Origin of the sequence: Pseudomonas syringae group sp. J248-6, assembly GCF_032586995.1 — a bacterium.
GTDB lineage: Bacteria > Pseudomonadota > Gammaproteobacteria > Pseudomonadales > Pseudomonadaceae > Aquipseudomonas > Aquipseudomonas amygdali.
Genome location: NZ_JAWHOP010000024.1, coordinates 1 through 13,067 on the forward strand (window position 1 = coordinate 1; position 13,067 = coordinate 13,067).

At 60.1% G+C, this 13,067-nt stretch carries 10 protein-coding genes; 9 read left to right on the forward strand and 1 reads right to left on the reverse strand.

Translation table 11 applies throughout. The features are described 5' to 3' along the window. Window positions 1-281: 281 nt before the first annotated feature. Window positions 282-1,385 (reverse strand): GlxA family transcriptional regulator, encoded by a 1,104-nt coding sequence (locus RYC17_RS22690; protein WP_002555597.1) that lies wholly within the window; start codon window positions 1,383-1,385, stop codon window positions 282-284. Window positions 1,386-2,167: 782 nt separating this feature from the next. On the opposite strand from RYC17_RS22690, the gene RYC17_RS22695 reads away from it, so the two are divergent. The 9 genes from RYC17_RS22695 (at window position 2,168) to purU (ending at window position 13,040) form a co-directional block, all read left to right on the forward strand. Further along, window positions 2,168-3,115 (forward strand): choline ABC transporter substrate-binding protein, encoded by a 948-nt coding sequence (locus RYC17_RS22695; RefSeq protein ID WP_122281032.1) that lies wholly within the window; start codon window positions 2,168-2,170, stop codon window positions 3,113-3,115. A 64-nt stretch (window positions 3,116-3,179) separates the two neighbouring features. Next, window positions 3,180-4,028, forward strand: coding sequence for a choline ABC transporter permease subunit (gene choW, locus RYC17_RS22700; protein ID WP_170846044.1), 849 nt, complete (start codon window positions 3,180-3,182; stop codon window positions 4,026-4,028). Next, window positions 4,025-5,203, forward strand: a complete 1,179-nt coding sequence (gene choV, locus RYC17_RS22705; protein ID WP_057459396.1) for a choline ABC transporter ATP-binding protein — start codon at window positions 4,025-4,027, stop codon at window positions 5,201-5,203. Before choW ends, choV begins: the two co-directional genes overlap by 4 nt. A 269-nt stretch (window positions 5,204-5,472) precedes the next feature. After that, window positions 5,473-6,726, forward strand: coding sequence for a serine hydroxymethyltransferase (gene glyA / locus RYC17_RS22710; protein ID WP_219170430.1), 1,254 nt, complete (start codon window positions 5,473-5,475; stop codon window positions 6,724-6,726). A gap of 17 nt (window positions 6,727-6,743) precedes the next feature. Beyond that, window positions 6,744-7,994, forward strand: a complete 1,251-nt coding sequence (locus RYC17_RS22715) for a sarcosine oxidase subunit beta family protein (RefSeq protein ID WP_002555602.1) — start codon at window positions 6,744-6,746, stop codon at window positions 7,992-7,994. 15 nt (window positions 7,995-8,009) lie between these two features. Continuing rightward, entirely contained in the window at window positions 8,010-8,306 is a 297-nt protein-coding gene (locus tag RYC17_RS22720; protein WP_002555603.1) for a sarcosine oxidase subunit delta, read from the forward strand. Continuing rightward, entirely contained in the window at window positions 8,303-11,323 is a 3,021-nt protein-coding gene (locus tag RYC17_RS22725; RefSeq protein ID WP_002555604.1) for a sarcosine oxidase subunit alpha, read from the forward strand. The genes RYC17_RS22720 and RYC17_RS22725 overlap by 4 nt, the downstream gene beginning before the upstream one ends. 51 nt (window positions 11,324-11,374) lie before the next feature. After that, a complete protein-coding gene (locus RYC17_RS22730) occupies window positions 11,375-12,007 on the forward strand; it encodes a sarcosine oxidase subunit gamma (RefSeq protein WP_058401205.1) in 633 nt (210 codons plus the stop codon). A gap of 175 nt (window positions 12,008-12,182) precedes the next feature. Continuing rightward, a complete protein-coding gene (gene purU, locus RYC17_RS22735; protein ID WP_003432560.1) occupies window positions 12,183-13,040 on the forward strand; it encodes a formyltetrahydrofolate deformylase in 858 nt (285 codons plus the stop codon). Window positions 13,041-13,067: the final 27 nt, after the last annotated feature.

Below are 13,067 nucleotides of genomic sequence, written 5' to 3' on the forward strand. Positions count from 1 at the left end.
TGCGAGTTTTGCCTGCTCTGTATATTTACCCATGACGCCTCCAAAGGTTGCGTCCAACCTTCGGGGGTCATACCACTGGAGCGTGGGAACGATCATCGCAACTATCGTGCGGCGCTCCGCGTCGTATGCCGTTCTGGACGCTCCGCGTCCTCTTGGCGATGCAGAGCGTCGCGAACTGCATTACCACGCTGGAGCGTGGGAACGATCATCGCAACTATCGTGCGGCGCTCCGCGTCGTATGCCTTTCTGGACGCTTCGCGTCCTCTTGTGACGTAGGGCGACTAAAGCCTCACGCTCGCAAACGTCGACTCATTACGCGCTTGACTCAACGCCGACATCGGTCCGGACAACGGGGCGAGCACCATTGCCTGCGGGATCGGCATCATCGCGACCTGCTGTGCGGTGTTGGAACCCACGCGCTCGTCACGCGGCGGAATGCCGAAGTATTCGCGGTAGCATTTTGAGAAGTGTGGCGTCGATACGAAGCCGCACACCGACGCCACTTCGATGATCGACATCGGGGTCTGCTTGAGCAGTTGCCGGGCGCGGATCAGGCGCAGTTTCAGGTAGTAGCGCGATGGCGAGCAGTGCAGGTATTTCTGGAACAGTCGCTCCAGCTGCCTGCGTGATACAGCGACATACACCGCAAGCTCGTCAAGGTCGATCGGCTCTTCGAGGTTGGCCTCCATCAGCGCCACAATTTCCTGCAGTTTTGGCTGATTGGTACCCAGCATGTGCTTGAGCGGCACGCGCTGATGATCCTGTTCGTTGCGAATGCGCTCGTAGACGAACATCTCGGAAATCGCGGCCGACAACTCACGACCATGATCGCGGCTGATCAGGTGCAGCATCATGTCCAGTGGTGCGGTGCCACCCGAACTGGTGAAGCGGTTGCGGTCCAGGGTGAACAGCCGGGTGCTCATCGACACGCGTGGAAAGGCTTCCTGCATTGAAGCCAGACACTCCCAATGCACACTGCAATCGAAGCCATCCAGCAAGCCGGCACACGCCAGCGCCCAACTGCCGGTGCACACCGCGCCGAGGCGACGTGACTGACGCGCCTGGCTCTGCAGCCAGCTCACGTGTTCACGCGTCACGGTGCGCTGAATGCCGACACCACCACAGACGATGACGGTGTCGAGTGCCGGGGCCTTGTGCATGGCGGCATCCGGTGTGATCTGCAAACCGTCACTGGCCCACACCTGACCGCCGTCCACGCTCAACGTGGTCCAGCGATACAGCTCGCGGCCCGACAGCTGATTGGCCATGCGAAGAGGTTCTACCGCCGATGCGAGGGAGATCAGGGTGAAGTTATCCAGCAGCAGAAAGCCGATGGATTGTGGCGCGCGGTTCTGAGGTTGAGCCCCTTGATTGAACGATGTCATCACACTATCTCCTCACATATGGCATAGGTTGGCCCCAGGACAGGCTCTTCTTATAGCCCTCGTCATTGATGGGCTTTGTGATGACATCGCAAATCCCATGCCGGAAATTGATCAGCCATTCAATAACACCTGAAAACGACGTCGCGAAGTGTCTATCCGGCAGCGACCCGAGTGTCTGTTTGCGACGCCAAGGCGCGCTGGCCGTACCCCTGATGAGCAATTCGGTAGCACACTGGGAAACGCCATCGGGCTGAACGTGCACCAAGTGCTACTCAAGGCACGCCCTGAAAAATCAGGTCGTCAGCAGGTTTTCGCGCTAAAAGGTGGCGGCCACCGAGACGTGTGATCAAAAAACGCGCAGCCATCAAAAGTGATGGTCAGACCTGGCGTCACGACCGCATGGGCTGACCCGATAATGAACTTGTCGGCGTTACCCCCCTCCAAAAGACCGCGTTCGCGCAGGCACCGACCTGCCAACCGACCGCTGCCGACCTGCGCAGCGACTGTGTAACGTACTGGCCGCTTTTCAGCAGTTCCAACACTGCAACCGGGCGTGTGTACGATGCAACGAATCTGTAAGCGACCTTGCGCGCACTGGATACGACGCCTCCTGCACTGGATACGACGCCCCCTGTAGGCGTTTGATTTTCCCTGTTACATGATCGGTTCCGACTCGATCGCCCGGCGCAGTGATGGAGTTTCGCGAAAAGCCTCGCCAACCCATAAGCCGCGTCAGCGTTCACCTGCTGATGACTAGAAGAAACTCACAGGAGTCTCCACCCATGAAAGGTTCCAAATCGTTGCTGTTGGCCGCTACGCTCTGTATGCCGGTGCTTGCTCAGGCAGCCGAGCCAGAGGCCTGTCATACGGTCAACTTCTCCGACGTAGGCTGGACCGATATCACCGTTACCACTGCGGTCACCAGCGCTGTACTCGAGTCACTGGGCTACAAGACCAAGACCACCATGATTTCCGTACCGGTGACCTACAAGTCGCTGGCCGACGGCAAGAACATGGACGTGTTCCTCGGCAACTGGATGCCGACCATGGAAAACGACATCAAGCCGTATCGCGAAGCCGGGACTGTCGAAACCGTGCGTGCCAACCTGGAGAACGCCAAGTACACCCTGGCAGTGCCTCAGGCGCTCTACGACAAAGGCCTGCATGACTTCGCCGACATCGCCAAATTCAAGAAGGAACTGGGCGGCAAGATCTACGGGATCGAGCCCGGCAATGATGGCAATCGCCTGATCCAGAGCATGATCGACAAGAACGCCTTCGGCCTGAAAGATGCAGGCTTCAAGGTTGTTGAATCCAGCGAAGCCGCAATGCTTTCGCAGGTCGACCGCGCCGTGAAACGCAAAAACGACGTCGTGTTCCTCGGCTGGGAACCGCATCCGATGAACACGCGTTTCAAGATGAAATATCTGACTGGCGGTGATGACTTCTTCGGCCCCAACTATGGCCAGGCGACCATCTACACCAACACCCGCAAAGGCTACAGTCAGGAATGCAGCAACGTAGGTCAGTTGCTCAAGAACCTGTCCTTCACACTGGACATGGAAAGCACCCTGATGGGCAACGTGCTGGACGACAAAATGAAGCCTGATGCCGCCGCCAAGGCGTGGATCAAGAAAAACCCGCAAGTACTCGACACCTGGCTCGCCGGCGTGACCACCGTCGATGGCAAGCCGGGCCTGGAGGCAGCCAAAGCCAAGTTGACCCAGTAAGCCGACAGCAGGCGGGGCTGACCCGTCTGCTGCCCTCTTCACCTTCCGCAAGCGGACACCCGAAATCATGCTGACTGACCATAAAATCCCTCTGGGCGAGTACATCGCCGCATTTGTCGATTGGTTGACGGCCAACGGCGCCGACTACTTCGACGCGATTGCCTCGACACTGGAAATGATGATCCACGGGTTCACTTTCGCGCTGACCTGGTTCAATCCATTCGTACTGATCGGCCTTATCGCCGCCCTCGCGCACTTCATCCAGCGCAAGTGGGGCCTGACGGTTTTCGTCATCCTTTCGTTTCTGCTGATCCTCAACCTGCATTACTGGCAGGAAACCATGGAAACCCTGGCGCAGGTGCTCTTCGCCACGCTGGTCTGTGTTGTCATCGGCGTGCCGCTGGGCATCATTGCCGCGCACAAGCCGCTGTTCTACACCATCATCCGGCCATTGCTCGATCTGATGCAGACTGTTCCCACGTTCGTCTATCTGATCCCGACCCTTACGCTGTTCGGTCTGGGCGTGGTGCCCGGCCTGATCTCGACCGTGGTCTTCGCCATTGCTGCACCGATTCGCCTGACGTATCTGGGCATCCGCGATGTACCCCAGGAATTGCTGGACGCAGGCAAGGCCTTCGGCTCGTCGCGCCGCCAGTTGCTGACCCGCATCGAACTGCCCTACGCCATGCCCAGCATCGCTGCCGGGATCACCCAGTGCATCATGCTGTCGTTGTCGATGGTGGTCATCGCGGCCCTGGTCGGCGCCGATGGCCTGGGCAAGCCAGTGGTCAACGCGCTGAACACGGCCGACATCGCGCTCGGTTTCGAAGCCGGTCTGGCAATCGTATTGCTGGCCATCATGCTCGACCGTATCTGCAAACAACCCGAAGCCAAGGTAGGGTCCGACGCATGAGTATCATCAAATTCGACAAGGTAGACGTCATCTTCTCCAAGGACCCGCGTGAAGCCCTCAAGCTGCTGGACGAAGGCCTCACGCGTGACCAGATCCTGAAGAAAACCGGACAGATCGTCGGCGTCGAGAACGCCAGTCTGGACATCGAGAAAGGCGAAATCTGCGTGTTGATGGGCTTGTCCGGCTCGGGTAAATCCAGCCTGCTGCGCTGCATCAACGGTCTCAATACCGTCAGCCGTGGCTCGTTGTTCGTCGAGCATGAAGGCTCGCAGATCAACATCGCCAACTGCAGCGCGGCCGAGCTGAAAATGATGCGCACCAAACGCATTGCGATGGTCTTTCAGAAGTTCGCCCTGATGCCTTGGCTGACAGTACGCGAGAACATCAGCTTCGGCCTGGAAATGCAGGGTCGCCCGGAAAAGGAACGACGCAAGCTGGTCGATGAAAAGCTCGAGCTGGTGGGCCTGACCCAGTGGCGCAACAAGAAACCGGACGAGCTGTCCGGCGGCATGCAGCAGCGAGTGGGGCTGGCCCGCGCACTGGCAATGGATGCCGACATTCTGCTGATGGACGAACCGTTCTCGGCGCTTGACCCGCTCATCCGCCAGGGTTTGCAGGACGAACTGCTCGCCCTGCAAAGCAAGCTGAGCAAGACCATCGTCTTCGTCAGCCACGACCTGGATGAAGCCCTGAAGCTCGGCAGCCGGATCGCGATCATGAAAGATGGCCGCATCGTTCAGTACAGCGTGCCGGAACAGATCGTCCTCAACCCGGCAGATGAATACGTTCGTACCTTCGTTGCGCATACCAACCCACTGAACGTGCTGTGTGGTCGCAGCCTGATGCGCACGGTCGATGAATGCACGCACGTCAATGGCTCGGTGTGTCTGGACCCGAGCGGCGACTCATGGCTCGACCTGGCCGAAGGCAATGTGATCAAGGGCGCACGGCAAGGTGCTACGCCCCTCGATCTGCAGAACTGGACCCCCGGCCAGGACGTCGGCACGCTCGACCGTCGCCCTACCCTGGTGCACTCCAACATCGGCATGCGCGACGCATTGCAGATCCGCTACCAGACCGGCAACAAGCTGGTCCTGCAGGACGGCAATAAAGTGGTCGGCATTCTCGGGGATACCGAGCTGTATCACGCGCTGCTGGGCAAAAACCACGGCTAAGGCCTGAAAATTAAAGTCTGAAACCGACAAGCCCGCTTCCCTGTGCTGGAATCACTCCAGCCGGGAGCGGGCTTTTTCGTTTGCGGCCTCGTCACCGCGCAACGCCTCTTCTGCTATTTCCGTTCCCTTGGCCCCCATGTCGTAAACGCACCTTTGTGTGGCGTCCATAGGCATTTGGCGACTTCGGTCCGGCCCTACCATCGCTCTCAGAGGGCTCTGTTCGGCCCTAACGACAAGTCAGGCGCCGCGCCGCCGCTGGGAGATCCGCGATGTTCAGCAAGCAAGACCAGATCCAGGGTTATGACGACGCACTGTTGTCGGCAATGAACGCCGAGGAGCAGCGTCAGGAAGACCATATCGAGCTGATCGCCTCGGAGAACTACACCAGCAAGCGCGTGATGCAGGCGCAGGGCAGCGGCCTGACCAACAAGTACGCAGAGGGCTATCCCGGCAAGCGTTACTACGGCGGCTGCGAGCACGTCGACAAGGTCGAGCAACTGGCCATCGAGCGCGCCAAACAGTTGTTCGGCGCCGATTACGCCAACGTCCAGCCACACTCCGGCAGCCAGGCCAACGCAGCGGTCTATCTGGCGTTGCTGCAAGCAGGCGACACTGTATTGGGCATGAGCCTGGCGCACGGCGGTCACCTGACCCACGGTGCCAAGGTCAGCTTCTCGGGCAAACTCTACAACGCCGTGCAGTACGGCATCGACACCACCACCGGGCTGATCGATTACGACGAAGTCGAACGTATCGCCGTCGAATCCCAGCCGAAAATGATCATTGCCGGTTTCTCGGCCTATTCGAAGACGCTGGATTTCCCGCGCTTCCGTGAAATCGCCGACAAGGTAGGTGCCTACCTGTTCGTCGACATGGCGCACGTTGCAGGTCTGGTGGCTGCCGGTCTGTATCCGAACCCGCTGCCGTATGCCGATGTGGTCACCACCACCACGCACAAGACACTGCGTGGCCCACGCGGCGGCCTGATTCTCGCCAAGGCCAACGAAGAGCTGGAGAAGAAATTCAATTCCGCCGTCTTCCCGGGCGGTCAGGGCGGCCCACTGATGCACGTTATCGCCGCCAAGGCCGTGTGCTTCAAGGAAGCGATGGAGCCAGGTTTCAAGGCTTATCAACAGCAGGTCATCGACAACGCACAAGCGATGGCGCAGGTATTCATCGACCGCGGCTTCGATGTGGTTTCAGGCGGCACCGACAACCATCTGTTTCTGGTCAGCCTGATTCGTCAGGGCCTGACCGGCAAGGACGCCGACGCCGCTCTGGGCCGTGCGCACATCACCGTCAACAAGAACTCGGTGCCCAACGACCCGCAGTCGCCGTTCGTGACCTCCGGTCTGCGCATCGGCACGCCGGCCGTCACCACCCGCGGCTTCAAGGTGACCCAATGCGTCGAGCTGGCAGGCTGGATCTGCGACATTCTCGATAACCTCGGTGATGCCGATGTCGAGGCCAACGTCGCCAGCCAGGTAGCAGCCCTGTGCGCCGATTTCCCGGTTTATCGCTGAGTCAGGAGTAGCCTCACATGCAGCATTACTCAGGCTTCGGCCTTCTCAAGCATTCCCTCAGCCATCACGAAAACTGGCAGCGCATGTGGCGCACGCCGACCCCGAAAAAGGTCTACGACGTGGTCATCGTCGGCGGTGGCGGGCACGGTCTGGCGACTGCCTACTATCTGGCCAAGGAGCACGGCATCACCAATGTGGCCGTGGTCGAGAAAGGCTGGCTGGGCGGCGGCAACACCGCACGCAACACCACCATCGTGCGCTCCAACTACCTGTGGGACGAGTCGGCCCACCTTTATGAACACGCAATGAAACTGTGGGAAGGCCTGTCCCAGGACCTGAACTACAACGTCATGTTTTCCCAGCGCGGCGTCTACAACCTGTGCCACACCTTGCAGGACATGCGCGACTCCGAGCGGCGTGTCAGCGCCAACCGCTTGAACGGTGTAGATGGCGAGCTGCTCAACGGCAAGCAGGTCGCTGAGGAAATCCCATACCTGGACTGCTCGAAAAACACCCGTTACCCGATCATCGGCGCAACCGTTCAACGCCGTGGCGGCGTGGCCCGTCACGACGCAGTGGCCTGGGGCTTCGCGCGTGCCGCCGACGCCTTGGGCGTGGACCTTATCCAGCAGACCGAAGTCATCGGCTTTCGCAAGGAAAACGGCGTGTGCATCGGCGTCGAAACCAACAAGGGTTTCATTGGTGCCAAACGTGTCGGCGTGGTAACCGCCGGTAACTCCGGGCACATGGCCAAACTGGCGGGCTTTCGTCTGCCGATCGAGTCACACCCTTTGCAGGCACTGGTCTCCGAGCCGATCAAGCCGATTATCGACAGCGTCATCATGTCCAACGCCGTGCACGGCTACATCAGTCAGTCCGACAAGGGCGACCTGGTGATCGGTGCCGGTATCGACAGTTGGGTCGGTTACGGCCAGCGTGGCTCATACCCGGTTATCGAACACACTATTCAGGCCATCGTCGAGATGTTCCCGGTACTGTCGCGTGTGCGCATGAACCGTCAGTGGGGCGGCATCGTTGACACCACGCCGGACGCCTGCCCGATCATTTCCAAGACGCCGGTGCCGAACATGTTCTTCAACTGCGGCTGGGGCACAGGCGGCTTCAAGGCCACGCCGGGCTCGGGCAACGTGTTTGCCGCCAGTCTGGCCAAAGGCGAAATGCACCCGCTGGCCAAACCGTTCTCCATCGACCGTTTCCACAACGGCGCGCTCATCGACGAACACGGCGCTGCAGCCGTAGCCCACTAACAGGAGAACCCGACCATGCTGCATATCTTCTGTCCTCACTGTGGCGAACTGCGCTCCGAAGAGGAATTCCACCCGTCCGGTCAGGCGCATATCCCGCGCCCGCTGGACCCCGGTGCCTGCACCGATGAGCAATGGGGCGACTACATGTTCTTTCGCGATAACCCGCGCGGCCTGCACCACGAGCTGTGGATACACGCTGCCGGTTGCCGCCAGTACTTCAACATGACGCGCAATACCGTGACCTACGAGATTCTCGAAACCTATCCGATTGGTACGAAGCCGCAGTTCACGGATCAGGGAGACAAGGTATGAGCCAGACCCAGCGCCTGCCCAACGGCGGCCGTATCAATCGCAGCAAGGTGCTCAACTTCACCTTCAACGGCCAGACCTATCAGGGCTTTGAAGGCGACTCGCTGGCCTCTGCCCTGCTGGCCAACGGCGTCGATATCATCGGCCGCAGCTTCAAATATTCCCGCCCGCGCGGCATCTTCGCAGCGGGTTCGGAAGAGCCAAACGCCGTGTTGCAGATCGGCGCGACCGAAGCGACGCAAATCCCCAACGTGCGCGCCACGCAACAAGCGCTCTATGCGGGACTGGTCGCCACCAGCACCAACGGCTGGCCAAGCGTGAACACCGACGTCATGGGCATTCTGGGCAAGGTTGGTGGCAAGCTGATGCCACCGGGCTTCTACTACAAAACCTTCATGTACCCGCAATCGTTCTGGATGACTTACGAAAAGTACATCCGCAAGGCTGCGGGCCTGGGGCGCTCGCCGACCGAAAACGATCCGGACAGCTACGACGCGATGAACCAGCACTGTGACGTGCTGATCGTCGGCGCAGGCCCAGCCGGCCTGGCCGCCGCGCTGGCTGCGGGCCGCAGTGGTGCCCGAGTGATCGTTGCGGATGAACAGGAAGAGTTCGGCGGCAGTCTGCTCGACAGCCGTGAAAGTCTCGATGGCAAACCCGCTGCCGAATGGGTGGCTACGGTGGTCGCCGAGCTGAAAAGCCTGCGCAACGTGACACTGCTGCCGCGCGCCACGGTCAACGGCTACCACGATCACAATTTCCTGACCATTCACGAACGTCTGACCGATCACCTCGGTGATCGCGCGCCTATCGGCATGGTTCGCCAACGCATGCACCGGGTACGCGCCAAGCGCGTGGTGCTGGCTGCCGGTACTCATGAGCGCCCGCTGGTTTACGGCAACAACGATGTGCCGGGCAACATGCTGGCCGGCGCCGTTTCGACCTATGTCCGGCGTTACGGCGTAGCACCGGGTAAAAAACTGGTGCTGTCCACCAACAACGACCATGCCTACCGCGTTGCGCTGGACTGGCTCGACGCCAGCCTGCAAGTGGTTGCGATTGCCGATGCGCGGCACAACCCGCGCGGCCCGCTGGTTGAGGAAGCCCGCGCCAAAGGCATCCGCATTCTGACCGGCAGCGCAGTGATTGAAGCCCGTGGCAGCAAACGCGTGACAGCTGCCCGCGTCGCCGCCATCGACGTCAAGACGCACGCAGTCACCAGCCCCGGCGAATGGCTTGATTGCGATCTGGTGGCCAGCTCTGGCGGCTACAGCCCGATTGTGCACCTTGCCTCGCACTTGGGTGGCAAGCCGGTATGGCGTGAGGACATCCTCGGGTTTGTACCGGGCGAAGCACCGCAGAAACGTATCTGCGTAGGCGGCGTCAACGGCGTCTACAGTCTGGCTGACAGCCTGGCCGATGGCTTCGAAGGTGGCGTGCGCGCGGCCAGCGAAGCAGGCTTCAAGGTGGTCGAAGGCGTGATGCCCAAAGCCCTCAGTCGCGCCGAAGAACCGACACTGGCGCTGTTTCAGGTGCCGCACGAGAAAGGCACCGCTCGGGCCCCCAAGCAATTCGTCGACCTGCAGAACGACGTGACCGCTGCCGCCATCGAGCTGGCGACCCGTGAAGGCTTCGAGTCGGTCGAGCACGTAAAACGCTACACCGCGCTGGGTTTCGGTACTGATCAGGGCAAGCTGGGCAACGTCAACGGTCTGGCCATCGCCGCCCGTTCACTGAACGTGTCGATCCCGGAAATGGGCACCACCATGTTCCGTCCCAACTACACACCGGTCACGTTCGGCGCGATAGCCGGGCGTCATTGCAAGCACATCTTCGAACCGGTGCGTTTCACCGCACTGCACGCCTGGCATGTCAAAAACGGTGCCGAATTCGAAGACGTCGGCCAGTGGAAACGGCCGTGGTACTTTCCGAAAAACGGTGAAGACCTGCCCGCAGCCGTCGCTCGCGAATGCAAGGCTGTGCGCGACAGCGTGGGTCTGCTGGACGCTTCGACGCTGGGCAAGATCGACATTCAAGGCCCGGATGCCCGCGAATTCCTCAACCGCATCTACACCAACGCGTGGACCAAACTGGACGTGGGCAAGGCTCGCTACGGCCTGATGTGCAAGGAAGACGGCATGGTCTTCGATGACGGCGTGACTGCCTGCCTTGCCGACAACCACTTCCTGATGACTACCACCACAGGCGGCGCTGCACGCGTCCTGCAATGGCTGGAAATCTATCAGCAGACCGAATGGCCGGACCTGAAAGTGTATTTCACCTCAGTGACGGATCACTGGGCGACCCTGACGCTGTCCGGCCCCAACAGCCGCAAGCTGCTCAGCGAAGTCACCGATATCGATCTGGGCCGTGAAGCCTTCCCGTTCATGACCTGGAAAGAAGGTCTGGTCGCAGGCGTGCCGGCACGCGTGTTCCGTATCTCGTTTACCGGTGAGCTTTCCTACGAGGTCAACATTCAGGCTGACTACGCCATGGGCGTTCTGGAAAAGATCGCCGAGGCAGGCAAACAGTACAACCTGACGCCTTACGGCACTGAAACCATGCACGTACTGCGCGCCGAAAAGGGCTTCATCATCGTCGGTCAGGACACCGACGGCTCGATGACCCCGGACGACCTGAACATGGGCTGGTGTGTCGGCCGGACCAAGCCATTCTCCTGGATCGGCTGGCGCGGTATGAATCGCGAAGACTGTGTACGCGAACAACGCAAGCAACTGGTCGGCCTCAAGCCTGTCGACCCGACCAAATGGCTGCCAGAGGGTGCGCAACTGGTGTTCGACACCAAACAGACCATCCCGATGAGCATGGTCGGTCACGTGACCTCCAGCTATGCACACAACTCGCTGGGCTATTCGTTCGCGATGGGCGTGGTCAAAGGCGGCCTGGCGCGTATGGGCGAGCGGGTGTTCGCGCCTCTGGCAGACGGCAGCGTGATCGAAGCCGAGATCGTTTCCTCGGTGTTCTTCGATCCAAAGGGTGAGCGCCAGAATGTCGAGTAACACGCGGAGCGCCGATCATCAGCAGCACACAGAATTCAAGGCAGGTGATTCATGACCACAGCGAACGTTTACCAGCAGCGCCCGACCACCGATGTCAAAGCCGAGTCGCCGCTGTTCCATGCAAACCTCGACAGCCTGATCGGCAAGGGTCGCGCCAGCCCCGGCGTGTTCCTGCGCGAGAAAAAGCTGTTGGGCCATCTGACTATTCGCGGTGATGCCCACGACCAGGCCTTCGCCGCTGGCGTGCACAAGGCGCTGGGCATGGAACTGCCAGCGGCACTGATGCTGGTGGTCAACGGCGAAAGCTCACTGCAATGGCTTGGCCCGGATGAATGGCTGCTGATCGTGCCGAGTGGCGAAGAGTTTGCGGCAGAGCAAAAGCTGCGCGAGGCGCTGACCGGGCTGCATATCTCCATCGTCAACGTCAGCGGCGGCCAGTCGATACTTGAACTGACCGGGCCGAAAGTGCGTCAGGTGCTGATGAAGTCCACCAGCTACGACGTGCACCCGGACAACTTCCCGGTGGGCAAGGCCGTCGGCACGGTGTTCGCCAAATCACAACTGGTGATCCGCCGCACTGGCGAAGAAACCTGGGAACTGCTGGTGCGCCGCAGCTTCTCGGATTACTGGTGGCTGTGGTTGCAGGATGCGAGCGCAGAGTACGGGCTGAGCATTCAGGCGTGAAGAGCCGGGAACCGGGGCTGAAACCGTAGCGTCGGTCTCAATGAAGACTCTTGGATTATCGTTCCCACGCTCCGCGTGGGAACGCAGTTCCGGACGCTCTGCGTCCTGCCCAAGCCTACAGGCTGGCACTGTCAGTCATATTTGCGGATAACAAATACTCTGGAGCATTGATTCAATGAGCCGCGCGCCCGATACATGGATTTTGACCGCCGACTGCCCCAGCATGCTGGGTACGGTAGACGCAGTGACGCGCTTTCTGTTCGAGCAGGGTTGCTACGTCACAGAACATCACTCCTTCGATGACCGTCTCTCGGGACGCTTCTTCATCCGTGTGGAATTTCGTCAGCCCGAGGCTTTCGACGAGCAGGCGTTCAGGGCCGGGCTGAGCGCGCGCGGTGAAACGTTCGGCATGATCTTCGAACTCACGGCGCCCAACTACCGGCCAAAAGTAGTGATCATGGTCTCGAAAGCCGATCACTGCCTCAATGACCTGCTCTACCGCCAGCGTATCAATCAACTGTCCATGGACGTGGTCGCGGTGGTGTCCAATCACCCGGATCTTGAGCCATTGGCTGGCTGGCACGGCATTCCGTACTACCATTTCCCACTGGACCCGAACGACAAGCCCGCGCAGGAAGCCAAAGTCTGGCAGGTCATTGAAGAGTCTGGTGCAGAACTGGTGATTCTCGCCCGCTACATGCAGGTCCTTTCACCCGATTTGTGCCGCAAGCTGGACGGCAAGGCCATCAACATCCACCACTCGCTGCTGCCCGGTTTCAAGGGTGCCAAGCCTTACCATCAAGCTTACAACAAGGGGGTGAAACTGGTGGGTGCCACCGCGCATTACATCAACAACGATCTGGACGAAGGCCCGATCATTGCTCAAGGTGTGGAAGTGGTTGATCACAGCCACTATCCCGAAGACCTGATTGCCAAAGGTCGAGACATCGAAGGTCTGACACTGGCCCGCGCAGTGGGCTATCACATTGAACGGCGGGTGTTCCTCAACGCCAACAGGACGGTGGTTTTATAGCTGCAACGGCTTCTCTCTGCTTCACCA

Bases quoted from the DNA above. Each gene is read 5' to 3' on its own strand.
- RYC17_RS22690 (WP_002555597.1), bottom strand. From the start codon at position 1,385: ATGACATCGTTCAATCAAGGGGCTCAACCTCAGAACCGCGCGCCACAA.
- RYC17_RS22695 (WP_122281032.1), top strand. From the start codon at position 2,168: ATGAAAGGTTCCAAATCGTTGCTGTTGGCCGCTACGCTCTGTATGCCG.
- choV (WP_057459396.1), top strand. From the start codon at position 4,025: ATGAGTATCATCAAATTCGACAAGGTAGACGTCATCTTCTCCAAGGAC.
- glyA (WP_219170430.1), top strand. From the start codon at position 5,473: ATGTTCAGCAAGCAAGACCAGATCCAGGGTTATGACGACGCACTGTTG.
- RYC17_RS22715 (WP_002555602.1), top strand. From the start codon at position 6,744: ATGCAGCATTACTCAGGCTTCGGCCTTCTCAAGCATTCCCTCAGCCAT.
- RYC17_RS22720 (WP_002555603.1), top strand. From the start codon at position 8,010: ATGCTGCATATCTTCTGTCCTCACTGTGGCGAACTGCGCTCCGAAGAG.
- RYC17_RS22725 (WP_002555604.1), top strand. From the start codon at position 8,303: ATGAGCCAGACCCAGCGCCTGCCCAACGGCGGCCGTATCAATCGCAGC.
- RYC17_RS22730 (WP_058401205.1), top strand. From the start codon at position 11,375: ATGACCACAGCGAACGTTTACCAGCAGCGCCCGACCACCGATGTCAAA.
- purU (WP_003432560.1), top strand. From the start codon at position 12,183: ATGAGCCGCGCGCCCGATACATGGATTTTGACCGCCGACTGCCCCAGC.